The sequence below is a fragment of the Haloarcula sediminis genome (assembly GCF_035656455.1).
GTDB classification, from domain to species: Archaea; Halobacteriota; Halobacteria; order Halobacteriales; family Haloarculaceae; genus Haloarcula; species Haloarcula sediminis.
This window is the reverse complement of sequence record NZ_JAYMGA010000001.1, coordinates 172,452-199,181: the sequence shown is the minus strand read 5'-3', so window position 1 is coordinate 199,181 and position 26,730 is coordinate 172,452. Positions and strand designations below refer to the sequence as shown.

Genomic DNA, 26,730 nt, shown 5'->3' with positions numbered 1-26,730 from the left:
CTCGAATTCTCAGGTGGAGTATGGCCGTCGCAGACAGACTCCAGTCACGCGCGAGAGCCTCCCCGCGCCGTGTCACCGCCGTGTTATCGCTCGTCGGGTACGCCCTCGTCTTCGGGACCTTCGGGGGCGTCTTCCCGTTCCCGTCTATCAGCAACGAGACCGTCATCGTGCTGTCCGATGCCATCGCCGTGGTCAACACGCTGGCCCTTGGCTGTATACTCGCCGGCGTCTACTTCATCAGGACCGACCAGGTCCGCAGACACCGCGCAGCGATGCTGTCGGCGTTTGCCCTCATCGTCCTCTTTCTGGTACTGTATCTCCTGAAAGTGGGCGGGGGCTTCGAGAAGTCGATTCTGGTCGAGGGAGCCGTCTACTACGCCTACCTCGTGATGCTCGCGGTCCACATCCTGCTGTCGGCCGTCTCCGTCCCGGTCGTCGTCCACGCCGTCGTCCTGGGACTGTCACACACGCCCAGCGAACTCAGGGAGACGGCCCACGCGAGAGTCGGCCGCATCGCCGTCGCCGCGTGGGGGCTCTCGCTCTTTCTCGGCATCGTCACCTACGTCATGTTGAACCACATCTACATGTGGGAGCCACGCGGCGAGGCGGCGCTACTCCTTGCGCTCGTCGGGCCGAAACTGCAACGGTAGTCGACGGCTCAGTCCGTCCGGGGCAACAGCGCCGCGCCGACGGCGAAGCCGACGACGGCACAGACCGAAAGCACCGCAAGCGGGAGCAGCGTCTCGCCGCTCCCGGTGCTCACTGCACGCACACCGCGGGAGAAGTAGGTCAGCGGCGAGAGCCACGTCGGGAACCACGCCGGGAGCAGCTCCGGCGGGACGAACGTCTCCGAGAGGAAAAGCAGCGGCAGGGCGATACCGTTGCTCGCGGAGATGACGCCGTCCTGTGAGCTCGCGAGGCTGCCAAGCATCGCGCCGACCCCACAGAACAGCGCCACACCGAGGACGACAAAGGGGAGCAAGAGCGGGGAGAGCACGATATCGGCCCCGGTCAGGACGACCATCAGGCCGAGAAGGATGAGTCCCGCCAGCCCGATGACGACGGTGTTGACGAGCGTCTGGGCCAGCAGCCACTCCGGCCGTGTCAGCGGCGTGGTCGCCAGTTTCTCGAAGCGGTTGCCGTCGCGGTGGCGGGCCACCTCGCTGCCGACACGGGAAAGCGGCGTAAAGAGGACGACCACCGCGAGATAGCCCGGCACGTAGTAGGCCGGCTCCCGGGTGAACAGCCCGCCGCCGCCGGGCCGTGTCTGGACGAGGACGCCGAAGATGACGACGATGATGAGCGGGAAGAAGAAGGTGAAAAAGACCGCGGTACGGCGGCGCAGGAACGCGCGGCTCGCGGCCCGCGACTCCGAACGGAGCCGGCCGAGACGACTCATCGGGCCCCTCCCGCGGCCGCCGGGACGGCCTCTTTCGGTTCGCCGGACCGACCGACCCCGGTGCCCGTGAGTTCGAGGTAGACGTCTTCGAGGTCCGGCTGCTTCCAGGTCAGGCTGTCGTAGTGCAACCCCGCGGTGTCGAGCGCGTCGACGACGCCGCCGATGGATTCGGGACGGACGCCGTAGACGACGAGCCGGTCGTTGCGCAGTGTCATCTCGGCCGGGTAGTCGATGGTCTCGACGGCGGCCTCGTCGAACTCCCCGTCGATGCGGAGCTGGCTGTCGCCGCCGTGGTCGGCGACCAGCGCCTCGGGGGCGTCGAGCGCGACGAGCCGCCCGTCGGCCAGCAGCCCCACGCGGTCGGCGAGCCGCTGGGCTTCCTCCATGTAGTGGGTCGTCACGATGATGGTGACGCCGCGGTCGGCGAGCCCTTCGAGCAGCTCCCACAGCGCCTGCCGGCCGGCGGGGTCGATGCCGGTCGTCGGCTCGTCCAGCACGAGGAGGTCCGGGTCGTTGATGAGCGCCGTCGCCACGCAGGTCCGGCGCTGCTGGCCCCCCGAGAGGTTCTCGTAGTGGGTGTCGGCAGTGTCAGTCAGTCCCACGTCGTCGAGTACGTCCGCGACGGGGCGGGTCTCGTCGTAGAGCCCGGCGTAGTAGGCGACCAGTTCGCGGGCGGTCAGTCGCTCGTGCGGGGTGAACGACTGGGGGAGCAGGCCGATTCGGTCCCGGTCGACCGCCGTCGGCGACCGGCCGAACAGTTCGACGCGCCCCTCCGCGTCGGTGGTTCCAGTCAGCGCCCGAACGAGCGTCGTCTTGCCGGCCCCGTTCGGGCCGACCAGCGCCAGCACTTCGCCCGCCGTCGCCGACAGCGACACGCCGTCCAGCGCGACGGTGTCGCCGTAGCTCCGGCGGACCTCCTCGGCGAGGAGTACGTCTGTCATACTGGTGGCTGGGAATCGGGCGCCGAAAGCCGTTCCGTTCTCCGCGCGGCTACACCCGCTTGCGGACCGCCCGAACGATGCCGTCTACGTCGTAGTCGTCCTCGCTTTTCTCGTAGACCGCCTCGCCGTCGACGGTGACGCGGAAGACGCCGTGGTCACCCATCGCCAGGCTCACGCGGTCGAGGTCGCGCTCTAAGCTCGTCAGAATAGCCCGTTGCACGTCAAGCGCCCGTTCGCGGAACCCACACGGGACGCAGTACTCGATTTCGACAGTGGTCATACGAATCGGTAGGGGCGGTCGGTGACAAACCCACCGACACGGACCGCTCAGTTCCCGAACCCGTGTGCCGTCGCGGTCCGCTCGTACAGCGAGCGGACCGACTGGAGGAGGAGCAAGACACCGAGCGGGACCATGACAAGTGAGACGCCACCTCTGGCCCACAGCAGGAGCGACCCGACGCCGACGACGAGGCCGAGGAGGGCGAGCGTGCGTTCGGTGGATTCGAGCAGCGGGAGCGGGAGGTCCATGGCCATCAGTGTCACGGCCCCGTCAAAAAGCTGTGTAACTGCCGCCGTAGACGGCGTCACCGGTCCGCGACACGGCGCAGCCAGCCGACGGCGGTGATGTCGAACCGATGGACGGCATACAGCACGCCGACCGAGACGAGAAAGACAACCGTCGAGAGCCCGTAGGACTGACCGAGAGCGGCCTGATACAGCGTCCCGCCGGCACCGATGGCCCCGCCCACGACGGAGGCGACGATGGGCAACACGCAGCTGACACAGGAGAACAGGCCGATCACGCCGCCCGCGAGCCCGCCGCTGGCGTCAACGACGGTGACATAGACGAGATACGAGAGCGCGAGATAGCCCGCCACCTTCCAGGGGGTGACCACGACGGCGAGAGTCGCCCCGCTGTAGACGACCGAGGGCGCGAAGCCGGGCGGAGCCGCGAGGACGACCCGGAGTCCCGTCCCCGCCCCGCCCAGTCCGACGACGCCGCCGACGTAGCCCAGCAAGAGCCCGTACCCGACGGCGACGGCCGCGGCGACGGCCCGCCGACGGGGCGAGGCCGGCGCCGGACGGACCTGCAGGAACACCAGTCCGGCGACGTTGAGCCAGACGAACGGGAACGCAAGCAGGACCGGGTCCGTCGCGGCACCGGGGAGCAAGACGAGATACAGCAACACCAACAGAAGCTCCGTGTTCAGCACCACGGCCCACAGCGCGAGCGAGCGTCCCTCGGGAACCAGCCCGCGCCAGTCGGGTTCGAGCGTACTCATAGGACAAGCGAGTCGACGACGACGGCGACGAGCAAGAGTCCCAGGTAGGCGTTCGAGGCGTGGAACGCCCGGAACGCCGAGGCCTCGGTCTGCTCGCGGTGGAGGCGGACGACTGTCCAGAGGAAGACCCCGCCGACTGCGGCCGAGGTGAGCGCGTACAGCCACCCAAGCGAGGTCAGCGCCGCGAGCACGCCCGAGCCAACCAGCGTCGCGCCCAGGTAGTAGACGATGTGCTTGCGAGTCTCGGTCTCGCCACGGACGACCGGCATCATCGGGAAGCCGCCGGCCTCGTAGTCGTCCTTGTACGCCAGCGCGAGGTTGTAGAAGTGCGCCGGGGTCCACAGGAAGATGACGCCGGCAAGCGCCAGCCCCGGGAGCCCGATGCTCCCCTCGACGGCAACCCAGCCGATGAGTGCCGGCAGCGCGCCCGCGACCCCGCCGAGGACGGTGTTCTGGACGGTGTTGGGCTTCAACACGAGCGTGTAGATGACGCTGTAAAAGAGGATGGCCGCCAGCCCCAGCGCGGCCGCCAGAACGTTGACCTGCCAGAACAGGACGAGGGCGGCCGCCGCGAGCGCGACGCCAAAGGCCATGGCGTTGGCCACCGGAATCCGGTGGGTGGCGATGGGCCGGTCCGAGGTCCGGTCCATCCGCTTGTCGATGTCCCGCTCCAGCACGTGATTGAACGTGCCCGAGGCCCCGATAGAGAGCACACCGCCGCCAAGCGTCAACAGCACGGTCCGGGTCGTGAGTTCGGGGCCGGCCGCCAGCGCCATCCCGGCGGCGGCGACCAGACACAGCAGCCACATCAGCCGCGGTTTCATCAGCCGGAAGTACGCCCCGAGGGTGCCGAGCACACGCTGTTTCGTCGAGAGCGCGGCTACGGGCGGCGAGTCGGTCTCGTCGGTCTCGGGCATCGGCGCCGGCGTGGGGTCGTCGACCGGTTCCTCGTCGTCGCTGCCCGTCTCGAACTCCAGATGCCACGCGAGCGCGACCACGAACGAGGCGAAGATGGCCATCCCGACGCCGAGGTGCGCGCCGGGGAGGGCGCCCACGCCGGCGGTGGCGACGAACGCGCCCAGCGCTATCTGGACCGGGTACAGCGCGATGCCGACGAGCAGGGCGGCCTTGACCCGTCGGCGCGTCGCCGTCCGCAGTCCCAGCGCGACCGTCCCCAGCGCGAGCAGGCCGACGACCGCCGCGGTCAGTCGGTGGCCACGCGCGATCAACAGGTCGGGGTCGGCAAGCGTCACTGGCCCCCGACACAGGGGCCAGGAGCTACAGGCGGCGACGGCGTCGGTGATGGCCGCCGTCGCACCAGCCATGACCAGCAGATAGACGCCCACGGCCGTCGCGGCCAGCAGCCCGGTGAATGTCCGGCTCTCTGCCATTGTTCCACCCTTCGGGCAAGGACACTTAGACTCCTCGCTTTTTTCCCGCCTCCTGAGAACGGTAACAGCAGCCGAGGGTGGCCACTGGCTGTCTGGTCGGTCCTACCCGCCCAGTCGCCCCCCAAGGCGAGACAGCAGTTATTTATCCCCGAAATCCTAAGCCGCGCACATGACTCGGAGACGCGCCGGTCTGGTCGCGCTCGTCGGCGCCGCGCTGCTGGCGTTCGCCGCCGAACCTGTCGCCGCACAGCCCTCGGCATCCACGACGGTCGAGCAGATATGGAACCTCAACATGAACCTGCTCGCCGTGGCCATCCCCATCACCGTGCTGGTCGAGGCGATTCTCATCTACACCGTCTGGCGGTTCCGGAACAAGGAGGAGGCGCTGCCGACGATGGAGAACCGACGCCTCGAGATCACCTGGACAGTCGCGACGGCCGTCATCCTGCTTTTCGTCGGCATCGCGTCCTACCAGGTGATGGCCAGCCCGTTCGTGACGGCCGAATCGACCAACCAGGCTGAGCTGCAGACGGAGGAGGTAACGCACATACAGGTCGAGGCGTACCGTTACGGCTGGACCTTCTACTACAACGGGTCGAGCTTCGGCCAGGAGGCCGACGTGACTTCGACCGGAACACTCCGGTTGCCCGCCAATCAGGAAGTGAACTTACGGGTCACCTCCACCGACTGGCTCCACGCCTTCCACGTCCCCAGCCTCGGACTGAAGGCCGACGCCTTCCCGGGCCAGTACAACCAGCTCCGGACCGTCCCGACCGAGACCGGCACCTACCAGCTGTACTGTGCGGAGTACTGTGGGTCGGGCCACTCCCAGATGCTCGGCACCGTGCAGGTGATGCCACAGGACGAGTACGACCAGTGGCTGCAAGACCAGCGTTCGGGCGACAGCAGCGGGAACGAAACGAGCGCCGATAACAGCACGTCGGGCAACGCGACAGCGACGCCCGCAGGCACTCCGACGCCCGGCGCCACGGCGACCCCGGCCTGAACGAACGGTTTCTTCGGCACTGTTGGGCCGCGAGAGCCCACCGTCTGTGTGGCGTCGTTCGATAGCTGCGCTAGCTCCGGCGACGAGGCACACACGGCGCAGTGACCGGCCCGGAGACAGCGGTGTCGGGTCCAGCGGAGGTCACCAGCAACTGAAACACGGCAGCGGTGTGGCCCCCGACTGACAGCGTCGCGGAGCCATGCGCCGAGGTCTACTCGTCCCCGACGTGCCGGGCGGCTACGCGGCGGGTCAGGAAAGCGTGCGTCGACAATCTGGAGGTTATTCCGGCGGGTCCACTGGGAACGTCGGTCGCACTGTCTAGCAGACGTTCGCGGTCGCGTAGACGCTCCCGGTTCTGGTGACGGTGACGCCGACGCCGATGCGGTCGGCGTTCTCGTAGAGCAGCCGTTGGGACTGTGTCGAGAGCCACTCCTCGGTCAGTGCGTTCGCGACGGCGGTATCGTTTCCGTTGAATTTCTCGGTCCCGTTATCGGGGTACTCCTGGCCGGCGTAAGTCCGTCCGACAACCTCTAGTGCGTTATTGTCGGCTCTTTCGATGTAGCTTGCGACCTAGAACTGGCAGGTGTCATAGAGGTCGTACTGTCTGTATCGGTCAGCGCTGGTTGTTCCATCGATAGTGTGCCTGGCGAGGCCGGCCTCGGCCATGGCGTCGCTGTGACTGCTCGCCATCGTGCGGACGGTCTCGGCCGTGATACCCGTAGTTGACAGCGGTTCAACCCCTTCGTCCTCGCGTGCGTCGTTGATGTCTTCGACGATGGCGTCACCGATGTTTCGCGCGGTGAACTCACGCGCCGGAATCGGTTCGCGCTCGTCGCTCGACTCCCCCGACGACGCGGGTGTTGACTCGGGTGTCGTTGTGGCCGGCGCGTCGGCGCCTGTCGGCGTCCCGGCGGCCTGTGACCCCGTCTCGGTCGCCGTTTCGGCGGGCCCACCACCGCCGAGGCCGCCGACCTGCATACCGACGAGGACCCCTGTGCCAAACACCGCAAAGAGCACGACTGCGGCGAGACTGAGGAGAGCTTTGTTGACCATCTAGTCGCCAGTAGTGTGTACAATCATGTAAGTATGTAGTCTCCCGGAGCCGTCGGAAAAGAACATAAGTGAGGGGTGGTCACTGTCGGGCATGGTCGAGAACGTCATCTGGCCGGTCGCGTTCGACGCGGAGCGCTCACGCAGCGAGGGGCGCCGCGTCCCGACCGACCTGGCGGTGCAGGAGCCGACGGTAGACGAGATAGCGAAGGCGGTCCAGCAGGTGGGCTACGACGCCGTCATCGAGCGGGACAAGACGTATCCCCGCGAACACGAACAGCGGGGGCGCGTCATCGTCAAGGACGCCGACGACGCCACGAAGACCGACCTGCTGGGCGCCGCCGCGGCCTACATCCAGGTGCTGCGCGAATGAGGCGAGTCGGCTCGGTCGAACGGCTCGCACAGGGGCTGGCCGTGGTCCGAGCCACAGACGGGACGTACGCGGACATCGGCGCGTCGCTGGTCGACGACGAACTCACGTCGGTCGGCGAGGTCGTCGACGTGTTCGGGCCGGTCGAGCGGCCGTACATGGCCGTCTCGCCGGCGACTGGTGTCCACCTCCCGGCGCTTCTGGGGTCCCCGCTGTACGCTCGGTAACTGTCAGCCAGCTCTCAGCGGGACTCCGTAACCCTGAAATCCGGTCCTGCGAGACGGGAGATATGGACAGTCGCTGGCGTGCCGTCGCCGGATGTGCGCTCATCGGGTTCATCTTCCTGTTCGTCCAGGTCGGCGCGCTCGCGCTGGTCGAGCCGTTCAAGACGGCCGGCTACCAGGCCGTCGAGGACCCGTCCGACCCGACCAACAGCGTCCTCTACGTCGTGGCCATCCTGCTGGCGACGGCCGGGATGTTGCTCGCTTTCCGCTACGACGCCGACCAGCTGATTCGGGGCGTCATCGTCTTTTCGAGCGCGTGGCTCTCGCTGTACATCTTCCGGCTGGTCGCGCCGCCGGTGTTCGTGGTCGGCGGATTCAACGTCCTCGCACTGGCCATGGCGACCCTGCTCGGGGTCGGGCTGCTCGTCTACCCGGAGTGGTACGTCATCGACACCGCCGGGGCGGTGATGGGTGCGGCCGCGGCCGGCCTCTTCGGCATCAGTTTCGGCATCCTCCCGGCGCTACTGCTACTGACAGTGCTCGCGGTGTACGACGCTATCAGCGTCTACGGCACCGAACACATGCTGACACTCGCCTCCGGCGTGATGGACCTCAGGGTCCCCGTGGTACTCGTGATTCCGCTCTCGCTGTCGTACTCCTTCCTCGAGGCGACGACGCCGGACCCGACCGCGGAGGACGGGAGCGACGAAGCCACCGGGGAGAATACGGTCGATGACACGACAGCGGCTGAGACGAGCGAGGAAGCGACGAGCGACGAGGAACATACCGAAGACGCCGAGGTAGCGCAGGGCCCGCTGGAGCGGGACGCGCTGTTTATCGGCCTCGGTGACGCCATCATCCCGGCCATCCTGGTCGCCAGCGCCGCCTTCTTCGCGCCCGCGGGCGTCCGGACAGTACTGGGAATCCCGCTCCCGGCAGTGACGGCCATGGTCGGGACCTTCCTCGGTCTCGCGGTGTTGCTCTGGCTGGTGCTCAAGGGGCGGGCCCACGCGGGGCTGCCGCTGCTGAACGGCGGCTCCATCGCGGGCTACCTGCTGGGTGCGCTGGTGGCCGGCATCGGCCTCGTCGAGGCGCTCGGCCTGGCGCCGTACGTCTAGCGGTCCATCGCCTCGCTGGCGGGCGCGAAGTCGATTTCCTCGCCGACGCCGTCCTCGACGGCCCGGTCGTACAGCATTTTCGCGGCGGCCACGGTCTCGATGGCCGTGCCGCCCGAGTCGAAGACCGTGATGTCCTCCGGCGACTCCCGTCCGGGCGCGTCGCCGACGAGCACCTCGCCGAGTTCGGCGTGGACGTGGTCCTCGTCGACGACGCCTTCCTCGACCGCGTGGATGAACGACCCAGCGTCCCGCGTGACGCGAGCCCTGAGGTCGGGGACGTACGTCGCACGCTCGATGGTCGCGGCGTCGAGTTCGCGTTTGTCGGGATGGTACTGTCCCATCGCGGTGACGTGGGTGCCCGAGTCCAGCATCTCGCCGTCGAAGACGGGGTCGTCGGCGTTGGTCGCGGTGATGACGACGTCGGCGCCCTCGACCGCGGCCGCCGAGGAGGCGACCGCGGCGACTGTGGCGTCGAGCGTCTCGTTCATCTCGGCGGCGAAGTCCTGTCGGTTGGACTGGGTGGGTGAGTACACCTCGACGCGGTCGAAGTCCCGCACCGTCGCGGTCGCCAGGAGCTGGCCGCGGGCCTGGGTGCCGCTGCCGATTATCGCCAGGTCCGAGGCGTCGACCGGGGCCAGGGCGTCGGTGCCGACAGCGCCGGCCGCGCCCGTCTTGTGGGGGTTCATGCTCGCGCCGTCGAGCAGCGCCAGGGGGGCGCCGGAGTCGGCGTCAAAGAGCGGCAAAGCGAAGTGGGCGTCCCGCTCGCCGAAACCGGCGGCGTAGGTGTACCCGCCCATGGCGCCCGTCTCCGGGAGCACGGCGAGATAGCCCGTCAGCATCCCGGCCGGGGAATCGTTGGACAGCGTCGTTCGGGGCTCGGCCGGGGCGCCGTGGCCGCGTTCACGGTAGCCCGCACGGACCGGGTCGACGTACTCCGCTGGGCGAGCGAGCTCGGATATCTCGGCACTTGTGAGAAACAGGGCGGTCGACATACCCGACCGTAGGTCGGACGGCGACTTAATGGCGATGGGCGAACGGAAAACAGCGGGCGTCACCGCTTTACGGGAACGGGTCAGTCTGCGGTCTGTACCGGGTCCGACTGGACGGTTTCGGCAGGGACGGGGTCGACCGGAGCGTTCACGAACATCGCGTGGCCGATGAGGCCAACGGCGACGACCGACGCCAGAGGAATCGCCGTCGTCAGTGCGAAGCCAGCGAAGACGAGGGCGCCAGTGATGCCGGCCATTGCGAGCGGGATAAGTCCAAGAACGATGTCGTAATAACCCGTCATAATTGTGATTTATTGTATGGGAGAGGGGTACATAAGCGTTTCGCGTAATTTTTGCATAGGATTTCTTGTAGGCACCAGATACTTCCTCTGATTAATCGTTGTAACACTCTCATAAGTTATAGAGATACTCAATAGGCAACGAGCCCGGAGCTCCTCGACCGATGGGCGCGTATCTGGCGACACAGTGCCAGTCTGTGGCGTTTTCAGTTGTTACACTGCCGTCCGGAAAGCAAGCTCTACGGGTGGCCGTCCTCTCTCTCCCCACGACTCGGGGCCGGTCCGTCCCACCAGCCGTTTTCAGAAAATGAAGCCGCTCGTTCCCTCTTTTCAAGTGTCGGCCAATGTCATTTTATGGAATGATAACTGGGTCCGAGCGCTTATAATCGGTAACAAGGTAGCAGATACCGGAGGGAGCGACCCGGGGTTGCCCGGCGAAATCAATGAGTACGAACGCCACGGACGATACGACCGACGCCCGAAGCGAGGAACCGGCACGACGGTACGCCGAGTTGAACATCGGTGACGAGGAGTTCGTCATCTACGACCGGGAGAACCACCAGGCGTGGATTCAGTCGTCGATGGCCCTCGACGTAGCCGACCTCCGGTAGGTACGGGCCGGCCACCGGACCGAGAGCCACCACTTCTACGGCCGACTATCGATCGATGGTCAGCGCCGCGCCGGCCCGCCACAGGGTGAGAAGCAGGCCGCCGACGAGCACCGAGACCACGGCGAACGTCAGTGCGGCCCCACCGTGAAAGACGCTCGTGGCCCGGAGCCCCTGGGCGATAGCGACGGCGGCGACCCAGCTGAGCAGCGTCACGAGTGTCGCGTTGGCGAGTGTCCCGGGCGCGTCGCTGGCGTACAGCCCCGCGGCGCTGGCCACGAGTAGCCAGCCGATGAGGAACGGGGCGAAGGTCCCGGCGACCCGTCCGAAATCAAGGAGCGGATTGTAGCCGTGCGTGTACTCGCCGACGGCGACAAAGAGGAGGATGGCGCCCAGGTCACCGGCCGCCAGCAGGGCCGTCTTCGAGGAGAGGTCGATGCGGCTCCGGTCGGCCGTCGCAACGCTCATACTACCTGTTTTGCGCTCCCCGTATTTCGGTGTCCCGTTTTCCGCCCGCTTGCGGCCGGTTGTGCCGTACCGCGTACGCCGAGTGAGTGGGAACTACATGGCCGGTGGCGCTACGGGCGGTATGGAGTTCGCGCTGCTTAGCTGGCCTGAGGACGACCACCCGCTCCGGCTCGACTACCGGGAGTTTGCCTACGCCGGCAAGTTCGTCATGACCTCGACGGGGAAGGCGGTCGTCGGCGACGACGGCGTCGTGGCCGCCGCGGCGTTCGACGCCGACCGGACCGACCCGGAGACGCTGTGTATCCGCTACATCACCGTCCGGCGGGACCGCCGGGGGGAGGGACTCGGACCGCGACTGCTCCGGTTCGTCCGCGAGCGGGCCGGCGAGCGCGGCTACCGACGGGTGACTATCGGGGTGAACAACCCCTTCTCCTATCAAGCGGCCTATCGGGCCGGCTTCGCCTTCACCGGGGCGGAAACGGGGCTGGCCGAGCTCACGCTCGAATGGCCGGGCGACCGGAGCCAAGCGCAGTACCGGGCGGGACTGGCGGTGTTCCGTCAGCGAGACCTCTCCGCCGACGAGGACGCGTTTCTGGCCGAGAAGCTGGACAGCGAGCCGCCGGACGTGGTCGAAGCGCCGGGCTGAGCCCGTCCCGGGAGATTCAAGCGCCCCTCGCCCGAACGCCCCCCAATGGGAAACGCTGACCTGCGCTCGCTTGCGGCCATCGAGGACGTGGCCTTCGCGGACCTAGACGGGAGCGTCGTCGCCGTCGACGCGCACAACTGGCTCTACCGGTATCTGACGACCACGGTCAAGTTCACGAGCGACCACAAGTACACCACCGCCGACGGCGAGGAGGTGGCGAACCTCATCGGCGTCGTCCAGGGGCTGCCGAAGTTCTTCGAGCACGACCTCACCCCCGTCTTCGTCTTCGACGGCGCGGTGACCGAACTCAAAGACGACGAGGTCGCGAAACGGCGCGAGCAACGCGAGAAGTACGAGGACGAACTCGAAGACGCCCGCGAGGCCGGCGACTCGGTTCGCGTCGCCAAGCTCGACTCCCGGACCCAGCGACTCACCGACACCATCGTCGAGACGACCCGCGAGCTGCTGGAACTGCTTGACGTACCCGTCGTCGACGCCCCCGCAGAGGGGGAGGGCCAGGCGGCCTACATGGCCCGGCAGGGCGACGTGGACTACGTCGGCACCGAAGACTACGACAGCCTGCTCTTTGGCGCGCCCTACACCCTGCGTCAGCTCACCTCCAGTGGCGACCCCGAGCTGATGGATTTCGAGGCCACGCTCGAATCGACCGGGCTGACCTGGGAGCAGCTGGTCGACGCCGCCATCCTGATGGGGACGGACTTCAACGAGGGCATCTCGGGTATCGGCCCCAAGACCGCCGTCAAGCTACTGAGCGAGCACGGGGACCTCTTTGCAGTGCTGGAAGCGCGGGGCGAACACGTCGACCACGCCGACCGCATCCGGTCGCTCTTTCTCGACCCCGCCGTCACCGACGACTACGCGATTCCCGACGACATCGACCCGGACCTCGACGCTGCCCGCGAGTACGTCACCGGGGAGTGGGAGGTCGACGCCGAGGAGGTCCAACGGGGCTTCGAGCGCATCGACGAGTCCGTGGTCCAGACCGGGCTCGACCGCTGGACGTAGGGGCGGGGTAGCAGCTAGCCGGGAGACGCGGACCGGTGGATTTTACGCGGAGGCGTCCGAGCGGCCAGCCATGAGCGACGAGTTCAGAACCGAACAGGACAGTCTCGGGGAGATGCAGGTGCCGGCCGACGCCTACTGGGGGGCCCAGACACAGCGGGCCATCGAGAACTTCCCCATCAGTGACGTGACCTTCGGGCGGCGGTTCGTCCGCGCGCTGGGCATCGTCAAGAAGGCCGCCGCACAGGCCAACCGGGACCTCGAACTGATTCCGGAGGAGAAGGCCGACTGCATCGTCGAGGCCGCAGACGAGGTCATCGCCGGCGACCACGACGACCAGTTCCCGGTCGACGTGTTCCAGACCGGCTCGGGCACCTCCTCGAACATGAACGCAAACGAGGTCATCTCGAATCGAGCCACCGAGCTCTACGGCGGGGAGATCGGGACCCGCGAGATTCACCCCAACGACCACGTCAACTTCGGCCAGTCCTCCAACGACGTCATCCCGACCGCGATGCACGTCGCCAGCCTGGAGGCCGTCGAGAAGGACGTGATTCCGGCGCTGAAGACGCTGCGGGACGCACTGGCCGGGAAAGAAGACGAGTTCGACACCGTCGTCAAGACCGGCCGGACCCACCTCCAGGACGCCACGCCGATCACGCTTGGCCAGGAGTTTTCGGGCTACCGCACGCAGGTCGAGAAGGGCATCTCGCGGGTCCAGGACACCCAGGGCCGCCTCGCGGAGCTGGCACTCGGCGGCACCGCCGTCGGGACGGGACTGAACACCCATCCGGAGTTCCCCGCGAAAGCCGCCGAGTACATCAGCGAGGAGACCGGCCTGAGCTTCCGGGAGGCCGACAACCACTTCGAGGCCCAGGCCGCCCACGACGCGATGAGCGAGGCCCACGGCGCCCTGCGGACGGTGGCCGGCTCGCTGAACAAGATAGCAAACGACCTGCGCCTGCTGGCGTCCGGTCCGCGCAACGGGCTCGGCGAGATAGACCAGCCCGAGAACCAGCCCGGCTCCTCCATCATGCCCGGGAAGATAAACCCCGTCGTCGCCGAGTCGGTCAACCAGCTCCACAAGCAGGTCGTCGGCAACGACGCCGCTGTCTCGGCCGGCGCCGCCGAGGGCCAGATAGACCTCAACCTCTACAAGCCCGTCCTGGCCTCGAACTTCCTGCAGTCCGCTCGCCTCATCGCCAACGGCAGCGAGGTGTTCGCCGAGAAGTTCGTCGCGAAGCTCGAAGCCGACGCCGACCACTGCGCCGAGCGCGTCGAACAGTCGATGGCGCTGGCGACGGCGCTGAACCCCGCAATCGGCTACGACAAGGCGAGCAAGGTGGCCAAGAAGGCACTCGCCGAGGACAAGACGATTCGGGAGGTCGTCCTCGAAGAGGGGTACCTCGACGAGGACGAGGTCGACGACGTGCTGGACCCCGAGAAGATGACCGAGCGGGGAATCCTGGGCGAAGACTGAGCCGGGAGGCGTCCCATCGCCGACACCCAGTCTTTGCCCAGTAGAGGACGAGCAGGAACCGCGGGAGTCTCCTCGGAGGTGGGCGGTGGCCATCGGGAACCGCGAGTGACCGGGAAAGCGCCGCGTCGCCGACTCGCAGTCCTCGCCGAGTAAGGAGTTTGATACCGGGAACCGGCCTCGGTTACCAAGCGCCGGAGCCACAGGACAGCACCCCTGTCTGCGATGAGTGGCTGGTCCGTGTCGGCGGCGAACGCCGGGCCGCAAACGCCCAGCTATACTCGTGCAACGTTACTGGTAACTATAGGGATAAGAACAAACTACTGACAAGACACAGGGGATTTTGTATCCCGGTCCCATGGTGAACCACATGTCTCACAGCGACGGTGATGTCAGCGAGTCGGCGGCGGGCGTGTACCACGTGAGCATCTTCGAAGACGACACGGAGGAGCCGATGATGGAGCTTGTAAACTGCATCGCGGAACACAAGGGTGTCCAACAGGACGAACTGAATCCGCTGTACCAGTGGGCGGACCACCTCATCGAACATCTCTACTCGTCACCACCGCCGGCTGAGGCCCAGGGTGTCGTCGAGTTCAGTTACGAAGGGTTTCGAATCAGGCTGTATCAAGACGGCCGCGCCGTCATAATGCGTCGGAACACGTCCGAGTAAGGCGTGTGGGCGCTGTACGGACAGGATTTTGGCGTCAGTACGCCGGTCAGCAGCTCCCGGAGCTGTCGCCGATTGGATCGACATCCACACACTATTAAGCAGTATTATTACACGTATGGATTCATTATGGAGTGTATATGCAGTTAATACGGTAGTTATTTGGCACTATAGTTGAATTTTGTAGCTACAGATCCGATGACGAACCACGCAACGAGCGAGCCGATGTCGGATAGCCTGGGAGACGCGATCAAGTCGCTGAGCAGGTCAGCCAACAGCCTGGGGTCCGGGCTAAGCGAGCTACACGACTCCATCGACGAGCTACAGGCTTCGACGGAGCGCTGTTGTGTAACACAGCAGTCGGCATCGGCATCGTTGACCAGAGCTGCCGAGACGCTCTCGACGGCGGCCGATCGGGACAGTCCCGACCGTCCGGACGCCGTCGCTACTACGGCCGCGTCCGACTGAGAGTGTCGCCCGCGGAAGCGACAGTGCTCTCAGAGTCGGGACGGGGGGATTCGGCCGGGCCGTCACAGTATGAAACGTGGAGGCCCGGGCTATCCGGCTGCCGAAGGGTGCGTTTTTTGGCCCCCGGTCCCGGAGTCGACGGTAATGACTGACGCCGACTTCGACTACGAGGAGCTGGGACTCGTAGCCGGGCTCGAGATCCACCAGCAGCTCGATACGGCCACCAAGCTGTTCTGTTCGTGTCCGACCGAGCTGCGCGAACCCGAGGACGCCGACCACACCTTCACCAGGTACCTCCACCCGACCAAGAGCGAACTGGGCGAGATAGACGACGCCGCCCTGGAGGAGAGCATGGTCGACCGCGAGTTCGAGTATCTGGCCTACGACACCACCTGTCTCGTCGAGGAGGACGACGAGCCGCCGGGTCGGGTCGACCGCGAGGCCATGGAGACGGCCATGGAGATCGGCCAGCTGATGGACATGAACGTCGTCGACCAGGTGAACGTGATGCGGAAGATCGTCGTCGACGGGTCGAACACGACCGGGTTCCAGCGGTCGATGCTGGTCGCCAACGACGGCGAGATAGCGACGAGCGACGGGCCGGTCGGCATCGAGGACATGCTGCTTGAGGAGGAGTCCTGCCAGCGTATCGAGGAGACCGATTCGGGGGTCCGGTTCTCGCTCGACCGGCTGGGCATCCCGCTGGTCGAAATCGGTACCAAACCCGACATCAGCTCGCCGGCACAGGCCCGCGAAGCCGCCCAGCGCATCGGGATGTTGCTGCGCTCGACCGGTAAGGTAAAGCGCGGCCTGGGGACCATCCGCCAGGACGTCAACGTCTCCATCGCCGAGGGCGCCCGCATCGAGCTCAAGGGCGTCCAGAGCCTCGACGACATCGACGACCTCGTCCGCAACGAGGTCCGCCGGCAGGTCGAACTGGTCGATATCGCCGAGGAGTTGGGCGACCGCGACGCCGCCGTCGGCGACCCACAGGACGTGACCGAAGTGTTCGAAGGCACCGACTCCGGCGTCATCGGCGGCGCCCTCGACAGCGGCGGCGAGGTGCACGCGGTCCGGCTGGACGGGTTCGACGGCCTGGTCGGTCGGGAGATACAGCCGGACCGACGCCTGGGCACCGAGTTCTCCGACCACGCCAAGCGCCACGGCGCCGGCGGCATCTTCCACACCGACGAACTGCCGGCCTACGGCGTCACCGAGAGCGAGGTCGAGGACCTGCGGGCGGCCGTCGACGCCGGTCCCGAGGACGCCGTCGCACTCGTCGCGGACGACCCCCACACCGCCGAGCTGGCAATCGAGGCGGTCGTCGAGCGGGCCGAGACGGCCATCGAGGGTGTTCCAGAGGAGACCCGCGACGCCCTACAGGACGGGACCTCGCGGTATCTCCGACCGCTGCCCGGCGCGGCGCGGATGTACCCGGAGACGGACGTTCCCCCGGTCGAACCCGACACCAGCGAGGTCGAGACGCCAGAGCTGCTCACCGAGAAGGTCGACCGCTACGAGTCCGACTACGGCCTCGATTCGGGGCTGGCCGAGCAGGTCGCCTACGGCCAGCGGTGGCCGCTGTTCGAGTCGGTCGTCGCCGAGGGCATCGACGCGACGCTTGCGGCCGGCACACTCGAATCGACGCTGACCGAACTCCGCCGGGACGACGTGCCCGTCGACGCCCTCACCGACGCCCACCTGCGGGCGACGCTCGCACTCGTCGACGGCGGCGACGTGCCCCGGGAGGGCATCGAGGACCTGCTGTCGGCGCTGGCCGAAGAGCCCGAACTCACCGCCGAGGAGGCGGTCGAACAGGAAGGGCTGGGCGGCGTCGACGAGTCCGAAGTTCGCGAGGCCGTCGCCGAGGTCGTCGAGCGCAACGCAGACCAGGTCGAATCGGAGGGGATGGGCGCCTTCTCGGGCCTGATGGGCGAGTGTATGGGCGCACTTCGCGGGAAAGCCGACGGGGACACGGTCAGTTCCGTGCTGCGCGAGGAGATACGGAAGCGGGCCTAAATACTCCCGTCCGGTTCGGGACTCATCGGTCGCGCTCGCGCTCGATACGCTTTCGAGCCCGCCGGAACACGCCCCGGAGCGTCTTTGCCTCCCGGCCCGTAGGGTGGGCGCGACCGACCAGCCGGCGAAAGAGCCGGCGGACGCGGTGGCGTTTCTCCTCGGGGTGGTCGATGCTGTCGAGAAAGCTCCCGAACTCCTCGTACAGCCCCTCGACGGCCGCTTCGTCGGCGCGTGCGTGGAGGTCGCCGGGGTGCTGGTCGCGCTCGACGGTTAGTTCCCGCAGTTCATAGAGGACGATAGTCGCGGCCTGGCCGAGGTTCAGGACGGGATAGTCGGCGCTGGCCGGAATCGAGCAGATCTCGTCTAGGCGTTCGAGCTCGTCGTTGGTCAGCCCGACCCGCTCGCGGCCGAAGACGACGCACGTGTCGGCCGCGACGCCGGCGAGCGAGTCGGCCAGTTCGGCCGGCGTCTTCGCGGGGTAGCGGACGTGGCTGGAGTCGTCCTCGTTTGTCGTTGCGGTGCAGGCGACGGTGTGGTAGTTCTCGACGAGATAGTCGAAGCTCACCTCGCGGGCCTCGGGAAGGATGTCCTTTCGGGCCTGTCCGGCAAAGCCGTAGGCCTCCCCGTCCGGGTCGAGTTCCGGCGGGTCCACGAGCAACAGCTCCGACAGGCCGAAGTTCTTCATCGACCGGGCGATGGTGCCGACGTTGCCGGGCGTCTCGGGGTCCACGACGGCGACGGATATCATACGTCGAGGTCGTCGAGGTCGATGTCCATCCCGTCGAGGTCCTCCTCGTCGAGCCCCTCGATTTCCTCCTCGAAGCCGGGGATGGCCTCGTTCCGGCCGGGAGCCTCCGGCAGCGAGGTCGGGTCCTCGTCGACGTGTTCGAGCCCCTCGTAGTCCTCGGGCGCGCGGTTCCCATCGAGAATCCACTGGTGGAACGCATCCCGGAGTTCGAGTTCGCCGGCGAAGTCGGAGCCGCCCGCCTCGCGGAACCAGTAGAGAAAGTCCGGCTCGTGGGCCGAACACAGCACCACCTCGCCGCGTGGCTCGCCGTAGATGACCTCGGCGACGTTGCACTCCTCGATCTTGTTCTCGCCGTACTCCAGCCAGCAGGCGTCACAGGGGTCGACGACGCGGTCGGCGAGTACGAGAATGCGCTGGCGGTCCTCCGGTTCCATCGTTGCCAGCGGGCGCACCCGACCGTCCTCGCCCAGCACGTCCTCGTCGAACCGCCACCCTCGTAATCCGATGTTGACCTTGCCCATACGCTACGGTTGGGCGACTGCGCGATTAAAAGGGCGCGGTGTTCCCGCCAGTGGTGAACAGATGGCCACCATGTATACTACAGGTGTGAGTAAGAGAAAGCTTATACCGGAGGCGTCAAAACACTGGCGTGAAAGCCGGAAGGGCACCCGGGTAGGGGTACACGGACGTGCCATTTCGGCTCAACCCGCTTTATCTGGCGCCAGTTCGATAGTGATAGCTATGGACTTTCAGACGTGGGAGCCCGTCTACGACGGCCTCTTGGCGGCGTTTGGCTACCCCCGCGAGGGGGACGAACAGGCGCGCGACCGGCTCGGTGACCTGATCGACGGGGCGGGGACGTACAGTCCCGCCGACCTCGCGCTCGACGGCGAAACGGTCGCCATCGCCGGTGCCGGCCCGTCGCTGGAAGCCAAAGCGGACCGGGCGGCCGAGGCCGACGCCGTACTGGCCGCCTCGACCGCCGTCGACCGCTTGCGAGAGCGGGGCGTCGCCGTCGACGCGATGGTGACCGACCTCGACAAGAACCCCGAGACCGGCCGGGCGCTGACCGAATCGGGGACGCCGGTGTTCGTCCACGCCCACGGCGACAACGTCCCTGCCGTCGAGGAACACGTCCCGACCTACGACCCCGCCTTCGTCGTGCCGACGACCCAGGCCGCCCCGACCGACCGCGTGTACAACTTCGGGGGGTTCACCGACGGCGACCGGGCGGCCTTTATCGCCGACCACCTCGGCGCCGCCGAGTTGGCCTTCGTCGGCTGGGACTTCGACGACCCCGACGTGGCCCCCGAGAAACGCGAAAAGCTCCGCTGGGCCGAGCGGCTGCTGTACTGGCTGGAGCGGCGCCGCGGCGAGCGCTTCGACGTGCTGGCCGGTCGGCGGGCGGACATCAGCCTGCCGGCCGGGGCCGACTAGGGCGCCAGGGCCGCCACCGTCGCCTCGATGTCGGACCGCTCGGCCGCCCGCGGGAAGGAGACGTTGACGGCGTCGACGCCGTCGATGCCCGCGAAGCGAGCGAGGCGGTCACGGCACTCCTCTGGCGTGCCGGCCACGGCCAGCGCGTCCAGCAGGTCGTCGTCGATGGCGGCTATCGCCCTCCCGCGGTCGCCGCCCGTCCACTGTTCGAACACCTCGGTCGCCGTCTCCTCGTACCCCTGTCTGGCCAGCGCGTCCCGGTAGTACGTGCCCATGCCGCCGACGTAGAAAGCGAGGTGCTGGCGGGTCAGGTCGCGGGCGCGCTCGCGGTCGTCCAGCACACAGCAGGGGACCGAGAAGGTGACCCGCTGGCTGGCCCGGTCGCGGTCGCCCAGGTCGACCCCGCGGTCGAAATCGTCCAGCCGGTCGGCCATCCCATCGACGGTGAAAAGCAGGGCGTGCCAGCCGTCGGCGAAGCGACCGGCGAGTTCGACGGCCTTCGGGCCGAGCCCGCCGGCGTCTATCGGCGGCGCGGGCTCGGGCGGGTCCGAGCGAAGGCGGAACCCGGAGAGTTCGAACAGGTCGCCGTCGTACTCGACGCTGTCGCCCGACAGCACCTGCTTGACGATGTCGATAGTCTCGCGGGTCCGGCGCAGCGGTCGCTCGAAGGACTCCCCGTGCCACCCCTCGATGACGCGCGGACCCGAGGGGCCCAGCCCGACGCGCAGGCGCCCGTCGGAGACCTCCTGCAGCGTGGCGGCGGTCTGGCCGATGAGCGACGGCGAGCGCGAGTAGACGTTCAGCAGCGACGTGCCGATACCCACGTCGGTGGTCCCGTGGGCGATGCTCGTCAGCGTGGTCACGGCGTCCCGGCCCCACGTCTCGGGGAGCCAGACCCGTTCGTACCCCTCGACCTCGGCGAGTTGGCTCAGCCCGACCAGCGTCGAAACCGACGGCTGTGCGGCGACAGGGAGGTAGATGTCTCTGGCAGTCATCGGTCGGGCCGCAGTCGTGGCGGTCGAACGGTGGAAACGGCTCCTGACGGGTCGCTTCGACGTATCGCCGGCATACCTCTACTGTGACGCCGCATGGTATAAAATGACAGGCGGACGGCCACAAGCGAGTTTAAACGAGTTTCAACGGTCGATCTGTTGGCACGCTCAGTCCGGCCGCGAACCGCTAGACCGGTCGAGGGCCTCCCGCGAGGCCGCAAGCACCGCCGAAGGCGAGAGGTCGGTCGCCGTCCACGCGGGGAGCCGGTCGTCCGGGCCCGGCGCGCGGATGCTTTCGGCGTAGGACTGAGCCTGGGAGCGCTCGGACTCGGCGTCGTAGTCGAGCCCGTTTATCCCGGCGTCGGCGCCGTACTGGCGGATGAGCGTGTCGGCCGCGTCGCGGTAGGCGTCGGGCAGGCGCTCGTAGTCGGGGGCCAGCCCGCGGTCTTCGAGGACGCGAAACAGCGCCTCGCCGACCTCCTCCGCCATCGTCGAGAGCCCGCCGCGGCCGCCGACGGGGCGGTGGTCGTGGCGGTGCATCCCGAGGTCGACCTGCGCGGTCGCGGTCTCGCCGACCACGTCGTAGGCCTCCCCGAGCATCCCGACTTCGAGCCCCCAGGCCCGCTGGGCGCGAATCGAGCGGGCCGCCTCGGCCGTGAGGGCGAACTCGCCGGCCAGCGGGTAGCGAAACGCCGAGAGATAAGAGAGCAGCGGGTCATCGTGAGCACGCGACAGCGCGCGCAGAAGCGGCGCGACGAACAGCCTGGCGAGCCGGCCGTAGAGCTGTCCGTCCTCGACGCGGGCGTAGTAGCCCTTGACGAACCCATACCCCATCTCCAGCCCCGCGAGCAGGCGCGGGACGTGTTTCGGGGAGTACGTCGAGGCGTCGGCGTCGTGGACGGCAACGTAGTCGGCCCGGCTCGCGGCCAGCCCGAGCCCGAGCCAGACGTCCCGCCCTTTCCCCATCGCGCCGTCGAGCCCGTGGTCCTCAAGCAGCGGGGCCACGGTGGGCGCGTTACACCACAGCGTCGTCACGTCGAGGTCGAAGTCGGCGGCCCAGCGGTCGAAGGCGGCCGCGACTTCCCGGGGGGCCCGAAGCGGGACGACGACAGCGTCGGGACCGACGGTTTCGAGCGCATCGAAGACGTGTGTCGGCGCCACGGCCGCCTCGCTCTCCCCGGCGATGGGAACCACGACCGAGCTCTCCCCGTCCGGCATCGCCGGCACCGCGTCGGTCAGGTCGTGCAGCGTCGTGATACGCTCCTGTAGGTAGTCCATGCGTTAGCTCGTTCGGACAGCCTCGACAAGCGGTTCGAACGCGGGCCGCCCGGCCAGCTCGTCTGCCGCCGCACGGAGCGCGTCGGGTCGGCCGCCCACCAGAACGCCGCCGTCGCCGGTGGTGACGGTGAGCCCGGCCGACTCGGCGACGGCGGCCAGGTCCGATACGGCTTCGGGGGCGAGTCCGGACACCTCGAAGATGCGGCTGACGTAGGCCTCGCTGTCGTCGGCCGACGCACCGAGCGTTTCGAGGTGGCGCGCGACCTCCGTGGCCCGCCGGGCGTCGAGTTCGGTCACCGAGACGCTGTCGTCGGTGACGAAGGCCCGCTCGGTGAACGCCGAGCCGATCTTCGCCGCGTCGACGGTCTCTTCGACGTCGTGGGTCCGGACGATGTGGGCGCCCCGTTCGACGGCCAGCGCCGTCGCTGCCAGGGAGACGGGCAGGGCGTCCTCGGTCGAGCGGTCGGCGATGGTCCGCAGGAAGTTCTTCCGGTTGATCGAGACCAGGATGGGGCGGCCAAAGCCGCGGAACTCCCGCAGTCGCTCGAAGGTGGCGTGGTCGTCTTCGATGGTTTTGGCCTCGCTCCAGCCGCCGAAAGCCGGGTCGACGATGGTCTTCTCTGTGAGCCCGTTCTGTTTCAGCGACTCGTAGACCTGGTCGACGTAGTCGGCCGACTCGGCCCACCCGGGCGATTTGCGGGCAGCCCAGTCGGTCTCCTCGACGGCGCCGGGGCGTTCGAGGTCCGGCGGGCTGGCCATCTTGGCGACGGCCACATCGTACTCCCGACAGACCTCGGGCATCTCGGGGTCGGCGAAGCCACAGATGTCGTTGACCATGTCGAACCCGCCCGCAATGGCGGCCTCGGCCACCTCGGCATAGCGGGTCTCGATGGAGAAGACGGCGTCGTCGCTGACCGACTCGATAGTCTCTATGGCGATGTCCAGCCGGTCGAGTTCCGCCTCGGCCGAGAGCACGTCGAGTCGCTTGTTGGCCGACTCCAGTCCCACGTCGACGATGTCTGCGCCCTCACCGATGAGCTCCTCGTCGACGTAGGCGGCGGCCTCGGCCGGGTCGTCGTAGACGGAGGGCGAGTACGGCGACTCCTTGCTGACGTTCAACACGCCCATAACTCGTGGCGGATGGTCGTCACCAATCGACAGCCCTGCCGCGTCGACCGTTTGCATGGCCGGTTCCTGGGACTGGGGACGGTAAGCGTTGGCGCTTCCGGCACCGTTCGCTCGGGTCAGGCCGGCGCCGCGGACGGGTCGAGGGGGGCTTCGTTCTCGTATTCGATAACGTCGAACTCGTCGTACCCGTGGCGGTCGGCCACCGACCAGTTCGTCCCGAGATAGGGAAACACCCGGCTCGCGGCCTGCCGCTCGGGCAGTTCGGAGACGTAGGCCCGCTCGGCGTAGGGGAGAAACGTCGCGTAGATGGACTGGCCACCGATGACATAGCCCACCTCTCGCTGGGCCGCGACGGCGTCGACGGCGTCTTGGACTGTTGAGACGAACGTGGCGTCGGCTTCCTCGTACTCGTCGGGACTTCTGGTGACGACGACCGGGTGGGTCCCCCGAACCCGGGTCATCCCTTCGTGGGTCTTGCGGCCGACGACGACGGGATGGTCCGCGACGCGGTCCTTGTACTGCTTTTCGTCCTCCTCGTAGTGCCACGGGATGGTCTCGCCGTCGCCGATGGCGCCCGTCCGAGCCACGCCCGCGATGAGTCTGAGTTCGACCATGCCCGGTGTTCGGGAGCGGTCCCTAAGCGACTGTCGGCGCCACACAGTCAGGCGGCTGTGGGCTCCTCTCGCTGTCCGCTGTCGAACCGCCTGACACTGGGCACAGCACACCCCCTTCACCGTCGTGAGTATCAGTAACGATTTTACCCTAACAGACCCTACGGGTAACCGCTATTTTAACACCAAACAGTCTGACTACTCCCAACGTGTATCTTCTGGGCTACGTTCTCCTCTTCGGTGCCGCGGCGACGGCCTGTTTCGCGAGCCTCCCCCGCGCTCGGGCCATCGAGCACGAGGGGACACGACAGGGGCTCGTCGGTCTCCTGCTGACGAGCGGGTGCTGGTCGGTCGCCCATCTCGGCTTCCTCCTCGCGCCGACTGTCGAACTCAAGCTCGTGTTCTATCACGTCGGGCTGTTCGTCGGACTCAGTACAGTGGGGCCGTGGCTGTACTTCTGTTCGGCCTACACTGGCCGCAATCTCCATCGGTCAGCACCGATACGCCGGGCCGCAATCGGCGTGTTCGCCGTCATCTCGCTCGTGAAGTTCACGAACCCGATACACCATCGATACTTCCAGTCCGAAGTGTTGCTCACCCCGTTTCCCCACATCTCTATTGTCTCCCAGGAGCTGCACTGGCTCGCGATGGGACTGGCCTACGCCCTCTCGATTGTCGGCTATTTCATGCTGTTCGAGCTGTTCCGTCAGGTGGGCCACGACACCAGGCCGTTACTCGGGCTGGTCGTTCTCACCGGGCTCCCGATCGTCCTCGATGCGCTGGCTATCGTGAGCCCGACGATACTCAACATCACGTACGAACCGCTTGGCGTCGCCGCCTTCGCAGTCGGCGTGTTGTTCGTCTTCGTCGACGATTTCCAGACTGTCCAGCTGACCGGCGGGCACAACGACCCGGCCATCGTGCTGAACGACGAGGGGCGGATACGCGATTTCAACATGAAAGCCAGCGAGCGGTTCCCGGCGCTCGAAACCGGCAAGTCGATCGAGTCGGCGGTACCCAGACTCGCCGAGTTTCTCGGCGGCCCCGAAAACGACGACGTTCTGGAACTCGAAAGCGATGGCGGCCCCCGGTACTACCACCTCGGTGTCAGGCCGTTCACGACCGACCGGAGCCGGCTCGGGAGCTCGATTACGCTCACCGACGTGACCGAGCGCGAGGAGTACCGCAGGGAGCTAGAGCGACAGAACAACAGGCTGGAGCAGTTCGCGGGGATGGTCTCTCACGACCTTCGAAACCCGTTGAACGTCGCACAGGGGCGGGTCGCCTTCCTCCGTGAGGAGGACGACGACGAGCACCTCGCCGCGACGGCCCGCGCCCTCGACCGGATGGAGGTGCTCATCGAGGACGTCCTCGCGCTCGCCCGGCAGGGGCAACCGATAGGCGAACGCGAGAACGTCACCCTCTCCGTCGTCGCGCGGGACGCCTGGGACGTTGTCGAGTCGGACGGGGCGACGCTCGCCATCGAGAGCGACGGGACCTTCCTGGCCGACGCCACGCGACTCCAGCAACTGCTGGAGAACCTCTTCCGGAACAGCGTGGAGCATGGCTCTACGGGCAGCCGGCCGGCGGCCGACGACGCTGTCGAACACGGCAACGACATCGAAATCACCGTCGGCGTCCTGGACGGCGACACCGGGTTCTTCGTCGCCGACGACGGGGACGGCATCCCGGTGGAGGACCAGGAGGCGGTTCTGGAATCGGGCTTCTCGACGTCGAACGACGGGACGGGGCTGGGGCTGGCGATCGTGACAGAGGTCGTCGCGGCCCACGACTGGGAGATACAGGTGACCAGCAGTGCGGAGGGCGGCGCGCGCTTCGAAATTACCGGCGTCGAGTTCGAGGAGCGGGCGGCAGAGCCATGACGGCTGCGGTCCCCCATCGTCCGGCCTATGTACTTTCCCTGTGGCGAGGATTTCGAGGGTCCCGCGGCGGAGACACTGACAGTTTTATCCGGCCACCCCCCATAGCCGGTCACAGTGTCGACGCCGGAAGCCGATATCCGTGCTGTCCTCGACGAGTCGGGGCCGGACTACAGCGGGTTCACGTTCGAGACCCCGGGCGGCGGTCACCAGAGCGACGTCTACATGGTGACACTGGACCACGGCGGCGAGCAGTACGAGGTCGTAGTGAAGTTCAAACCGGCCGGTGACATCCCCTTCGACATCGAGCCGAAGCTGCACGAGTACGTCGCCAACCGGACGGACGTGCCGGTCCCCCGGATTCTCGTGTTCAAACAGGAGCCCGCGGTCGACGTGCGTCCCTACTTCGTCACCGAACGGGTCCACGGCGAGAACCTCTCACAGGAGTTTGCGACGCTCTCGTCGGGCGACCGCCAGCGGGTCATGCGCCAGGCCGGTCAGATCCTCGGCGACCTCCACTCCGAGATCGGCTTCGAGGCCTTTGGCCGCCTCGACCTCCACAACGGCCGACTCATCGTCCGGGACTGGATGGGGAACTGGCGGGAGTACTTCGAGCGGCTCACCCGGGCACACCTCTCGCGGCTCGACGAGACCCCCTTCGCTGACCTCAAGGGCCGCGCGATGGCGAAGATCGAGCCCGCCCTGGAGTCCGTCCCCGAGGACGGCGTCCCCCGGCTGGTCCACGACGACTTCCGGCCGGCGAACCTGCTGTTCGAGGCCGGCACCGAGCGGCCGATTACGGCGGTGCTTGACTGGCAGGACGTGCTCGCGGCCCTGCCCGAGTACAACCTCGCCCAGACGGAGTTTCTCTTCATCGACTCCTCGTTTACCGACCCCGATGTGCGTGAGGGGTTGCGCTCGGAGTTCCACGACGGGTACACCGAACACCGACCGATGGAGTTCGAGGACGGCTACGCGGAGCGCCGACCGCTGTATCAGCTCTCGACCCTGCTGTGGCGGATGGCCGGCTTCGACGCCGTCTTCGACGACGACTCCGGACTGGCCAGGGCCCGCGCCGAGGCCCAGTACCGCCAGCAGTTCGAGCGGCTCATCGACGGGCTTCCCGACTGAACCCCCGTCTCCGTGACCGCCGTGTGTCGCCGCCCGGGGTGTGGGGATCGCCGGTCACTGTAGCCGGTGGTCGGCC

At 67.3% G+C, this 26,730-nt stretch carries 31 protein-coding genes; 15 read left to right on the top strand and 16 right to left on the bottom strand.

Going from position 1 to position 26,730, the window contains the following annotated elements; genetic code table 11:
• The first annotated feature begins 20 nt into the window (after nucleotides 1–20).
• Nucleotides 21–650: a DUF420 domain-containing protein gene (locus VJ162_RS01090; protein ID WP_324661825.1), complete on the top strand. Its 630-nt coding sequence runs from the start codon at nucleotides 21–23 to the stop codon at nucleotides 648–650.
• A gap of 8 nt (nucleotides 651–658) precedes the next feature.
• Here the strand turns inward: VJ162_RS01090 and VJ162_RS01085 are convergent, their stop codons facing one another.
• Genes VJ162_RS01085 through VJ162_RS01060 form a run of 6 tightly spaced genes read right to left on the bottom strand, consistent with a single transcriptional unit; the run spans nucleotide 659 to nucleotide 5,014 of the window.
• On the bottom strand, nucleotides 659–1,399 hold the full coding sequence (locus tag VJ162_RS01085) for an ABC transporter permease (protein WP_324661824.1): 741 nt from the start codon (nucleotides 1,397–1,399) through the stop codon (nucleotides 659–661).
• Complete coding sequence (locus VJ162_RS01080) at nucleotides 1,396–2,340, bottom strand: ABC transporter ATP-binding protein (RefSeq protein WP_324661823.1); 945 nt, start codon at nucleotides 2,338–2,340, stop codon at nucleotides 1,396–1,398. The genes VJ162_RS01085 and VJ162_RS01080 overlap by 4 nt, the downstream gene beginning before the upstream one ends.
• 49 nt (nucleotides 2,341–2,389) lie before the next feature.
• Entirely contained in the window at nucleotides 2,390–2,620 is a 231-nt protein-coding gene (locus VJ162_RS01075; RefSeq protein ID WP_324661822.1) for an Rdx family protein, read from the bottom strand.
• Between the two features lie 47 nt (nucleotides 2,621–2,667).
• Complete coding sequence (locus VJ162_RS01070; RefSeq protein ID WP_324661820.1) at nucleotides 2,668–2,868, bottom strand: hypothetical protein; 201 nt, start codon at nucleotides 2,866–2,868, stop codon at nucleotides 2,668–2,670.
• 56 nt (nucleotides 2,869–2,924) lie between these two features.
• A complete protein-coding gene (locus VJ162_RS01065) occupies nucleotides 2,925–3,623 on the bottom strand; it encodes a DUF7546 family protein (protein WP_324661818.1) in 699 nt (232 codons plus the stop codon).
• The gene (locus tag VJ162_RS01060; protein ID WP_324661817.1) at nucleotides 3,620–5,014 is read right to left on the bottom strand and encodes a heme o synthase; all 1,395 of its coding nucleotides are present in this window, start codon (nucleotides 5,012–5,014) and stop codon (nucleotides 3,620–3,622) included. The genes VJ162_RS01065 and VJ162_RS01060 overlap by 4 nt, the downstream gene beginning before the upstream one ends.
• 169 nt (nucleotides 5,015–5,183) lie before the next feature.
• Between VJ162_RS01060 and coxB the strand changes: the two genes are divergently transcribed.
• The gene (coxB, locus tag VJ162_RS01055) at nucleotides 5,184–6,020 is read left to right on the top strand and encodes a cytochrome c oxidase subunit II (RefSeq protein ID WP_324661815.1); all 837 of its coding nucleotides are present in this window, start codon (nucleotides 5,184–5,186) and stop codon (nucleotides 6,018–6,020) included.
• A gap of 570 nt (nucleotides 6,021–6,590) precedes the next feature.
• On the opposite strand, the gene VJ162_RS01050 is transcribed toward coxB, so the two are convergent.
• Entirely contained in the window at nucleotides 6,591–7,073 is a 483-nt protein-coding gene (locus tag VJ162_RS01050) for a spore germination YkwD domain-containing protein (protein WP_324661814.1), read from the bottom strand.
• Nucleotides 7,074–7,164: 91 nt separating this feature from the next.
• On the opposite strand from VJ162_RS01050, the gene srp19 reads away from it, so the two are divergent.
• The 3 genes from srp19 to VJ162_RS01035 all read left to right on the top strand — a co-directional run bounded on the left by srp19 (nucleotide 7,165) and on the right by VJ162_RS01035 (nucleotide 8,782).
• Nucleotides 7,165–7,443 carry a signal recognition particle subunit SRP19 gene (gene srp19 / locus VJ162_RS01045; protein WP_324661812.1) on the top strand — a complete coding sequence of 93 codons (279 nt, stop codon included), beginning with the start codon at nucleotides 7,165–7,167 and terminating at the stop codon, nucleotides 7,441–7,443.
• Entirely contained in the window at nucleotides 7,440–7,667 is a 228-nt protein-coding gene (locus VJ162_RS01040; protein WP_324661811.1) for an H/ACA ribonucleoprotein complex subunit GAR1, read from the top strand. Before srp19 ends, VJ162_RS01040 begins: the two co-directional genes overlap by 4 nt.
• A 62-nt stretch (nucleotides 7,668–7,729) precedes the next feature.
• On the top strand, nucleotides 7,730–8,782 hold the full coding sequence (locus tag VJ162_RS01035; protein WP_324661810.1) for a presenilin family intramembrane aspartyl protease PSH: 1,053 nt from the start codon (nucleotides 7,730–7,732) through the stop codon (nucleotides 8,780–8,782).
• Here the strand turns inward: VJ162_RS01035 and VJ162_RS01030 are convergent.
• Both VJ162_RS01030 and VJ162_RS01025 read right to left on the bottom strand, forming a co-directional pair.
• A complete protein-coding gene (locus VJ162_RS01030) occupies nucleotides 8,779–9,774 on the bottom strand; it encodes an ornithine cyclodeaminase family protein (protein WP_324661809.1) in 996 nt (331 codons plus the stop codon). The two genes, VJ162_RS01035 and VJ162_RS01030, sit on opposite strands and share 4 nt — an antisense overlap.
• A gap of 80 nt (nucleotides 9,775–9,854) precedes the next feature.
• Complete coding sequence (locus tag VJ162_RS01025) at nucleotides 9,855–10,073, bottom strand: hypothetical protein (protein WP_324661808.1); 219 nt, start codon at nucleotides 10,071–10,073, stop codon at nucleotides 9,855–9,857.
• A gap of 440 nt (nucleotides 10,074–10,513) precedes the next feature.
• On the opposite strand from VJ162_RS01025, the gene VJ162_RS01020 reads away from it, so the two are divergent.
• Nucleotides 10,514–10,681 (top strand): DUF7331 family protein, encoded by a 168-nt coding sequence (locus tag VJ162_RS01020; RefSeq protein ID WP_324661807.1) that lies wholly within the window; start codon nucleotides 10,514–10,516, stop codon nucleotides 10,679–10,681.
• 45 nt (nucleotides 10,682–10,726) lie between these two features.
• Here VJ162_RS01020 and VJ162_RS01015 read toward each other — a convergent pair whose 3' ends face one another.
• Nucleotides 10,727–11,146: a DUF3054 domain-containing protein gene (locus VJ162_RS01015; RefSeq protein WP_324661805.1), complete on the bottom strand. Its 420-nt coding sequence runs from the start codon at nucleotides 11,144–11,146 to the stop codon at nucleotides 10,727–10,729.
• A 121-nt stretch (nucleotides 11,147–11,267) separates the two neighbouring features.
• Between VJ162_RS01015 and VJ162_RS01010 the strand changes: the two genes are divergently transcribed.
• The 6 genes from VJ162_RS01010 to gatE all read left to right on the top strand — a co-directional run bounded on the left by VJ162_RS01010 (nucleotide 11,268) and on the right by gatE (nucleotide 17,449).
• Nucleotides 11,268–11,792: a GNAT family N-acetyltransferase gene (locus tag VJ162_RS01010; RefSeq protein WP_324661803.1), complete on the top strand. Its 525-nt coding sequence runs from the start codon at nucleotides 11,268–11,270 to the stop codon at nucleotides 11,790–11,792.
• 45 nt (nucleotides 11,793–11,837) lie between these two features.
• Nucleotides 11,838–12,818: a flap endonuclease-1 gene (fen, locus tag VJ162_RS01005; RefSeq protein ID WP_324661802.1), complete on the top strand. Its 981-nt coding sequence runs from the start codon at nucleotides 11,838–11,840 to the stop codon at nucleotides 12,816–12,818.
• Nucleotides 12,819–12,888: 70 nt separating this feature from the next.
• Nucleotides 12,889–14,295 (top strand): class II fumarate hydratase, encoded by a 1,407-nt coding sequence (locus VJ162_RS01000; protein WP_324661801.1) that lies wholly within the window; start codon nucleotides 12,889–12,891, stop codon nucleotides 14,293–14,295.
• 367 nt (nucleotides 14,296–14,662) lie between these two features.
• Nucleotides 14,663–14,965 carry a HalOD1 output domain-containing protein gene (locus VJ162_RS00995; RefSeq protein ID WP_324661800.1) on the top strand — a complete coding sequence of 101 codons (303 nt, stop codon included), beginning with the start codon at nucleotides 14,663–14,665 and terminating at the stop codon, nucleotides 14,963–14,965.
• Nucleotides 14,966–15,160: 195 nt separating this feature from the next.
• Nucleotides 15,161–15,430 (top strand): hypothetical protein, encoded by a 270-nt coding sequence (locus VJ162_RS00990; RefSeq protein ID WP_324661799.1) that lies wholly within the window; start codon nucleotides 15,161–15,163, stop codon nucleotides 15,428–15,430.
• 144 nt (nucleotides 15,431–15,574) lie between these two features.
• Nucleotides 15,575–17,449 (top strand): Glu-tRNA(Gln) amidotransferase subunit GatE, encoded by a 1,875-nt coding sequence (gene gatE, locus VJ162_RS00985; protein WP_324661798.1) that lies wholly within the window; start codon nucleotides 15,575–15,577, stop codon nucleotides 17,447–17,449.
• 22 nt (nucleotides 17,450–17,471) lie between these two features.
• Here gatE and VJ162_RS00980 read toward each other — a convergent pair whose 3' ends face one another.
• Both VJ162_RS00980 and VJ162_RS00975 read right to left on the bottom strand, forming a co-directional pair.
• Entirely contained in the window at nucleotides 17,472–18,197 is a 726-nt protein-coding gene (locus VJ162_RS00980) for an RNA methyltransferase (protein WP_324661797.1), read from the bottom strand.
• The gene (locus tag VJ162_RS00975) at nucleotides 18,194–18,718 is read right to left on the bottom strand and encodes a hypothetical protein (RefSeq protein ID WP_324661796.1); all 525 of its coding nucleotides are present in this window, start codon (nucleotides 18,716–18,718) and stop codon (nucleotides 18,194–18,196) included. Before VJ162_RS00975 ends, VJ162_RS00980 begins: the two co-directional genes overlap by 4 nt.
• Nucleotides 18,719–18,938: 220 nt before the next feature.
• Here VJ162_RS00975 and VJ162_RS00970 point away from each other — a divergent pair, with 220 nt between their 5' ends.
• Nucleotides 18,939–19,634 carry a 6-hydroxymethylpterin diphosphokinase MptE-like protein gene (locus VJ162_RS00970; protein WP_324661795.1) on the top strand — a complete coding sequence of 232 codons (696 nt, stop codon included), beginning with the start codon at nucleotides 18,939–18,941 and terminating at the stop codon, nucleotides 19,632–19,634.
• Here the strand turns inward: VJ162_RS00970 and VJ162_RS00965 are convergent.
• From VJ162_RS00965 to VJ162_RS00950, 4 genes are all read right to left on the bottom strand, one after another.
• Nucleotides 19,631–20,629 (bottom strand): TIGR04024 family LLM class F420-dependent oxidoreductase, encoded by a 999-nt coding sequence (locus VJ162_RS00965; protein ID WP_324661794.1) that lies wholly within the window; start codon nucleotides 20,627–20,629, stop codon nucleotides 19,631–19,633. The two genes, VJ162_RS00970 and VJ162_RS00965, sit on opposite strands and share 4 nt — an antisense overlap.
• A 165-nt stretch (nucleotides 20,630–20,794) precedes the next feature.
• Nucleotides 20,795–21,904, bottom strand: coding sequence for a glycosyltransferase family protein (locus VJ162_RS00960; protein WP_324661793.1), 1,110 nt, complete (start codon nucleotides 21,902–21,904; stop codon nucleotides 20,795–20,797).
• A 3-nt stretch (nucleotides 21,905–21,907) separates the two neighbouring features.
• Nucleotides 21,908–23,089: a dihydropteroate synthase gene (gene folP / locus VJ162_RS00955; RefSeq protein ID WP_324661792.1), complete on the bottom strand. Its 1,182-nt coding sequence runs from the start codon at nucleotides 23,087–23,089 to the stop codon at nucleotides 21,908–21,910.
• Between the two features lie 59 nt (nucleotides 23,090–23,148).
• Nucleotides 23,149–23,646, bottom strand: coding sequence for a dihydrofolate reductase (locus VJ162_RS00950; protein ID WP_324661791.1), 498 nt, complete (start codon nucleotides 23,644–23,646; stop codon nucleotides 23,149–23,151).
• 206 nt (nucleotides 23,647–23,852) lie between these two features.
• Between VJ162_RS00950 and VJ162_RS00945 the strand changes: the two genes are divergently transcribed.
• On the top strand, nucleotides 23,853–25,526 hold the full coding sequence (locus tag VJ162_RS00945) for a sensor histidine kinase (protein ID WP_324661790.1): 1,674 nt from the start codon (nucleotides 23,853–23,855) through the stop codon (nucleotides 25,524–25,526).
• A 114-nt stretch (nucleotides 25,527–25,640) separates the two neighbouring features.
• A complete protein-coding gene (locus tag VJ162_RS00940; RefSeq protein WP_324661789.1) occupies nucleotides 25,641–26,654 on the top strand; it encodes a phosphotransferase family protein in 1,014 nt (337 codons plus the stop codon).
• Nucleotides 26,655–26,730: the final 76 nt, after the last annotated feature.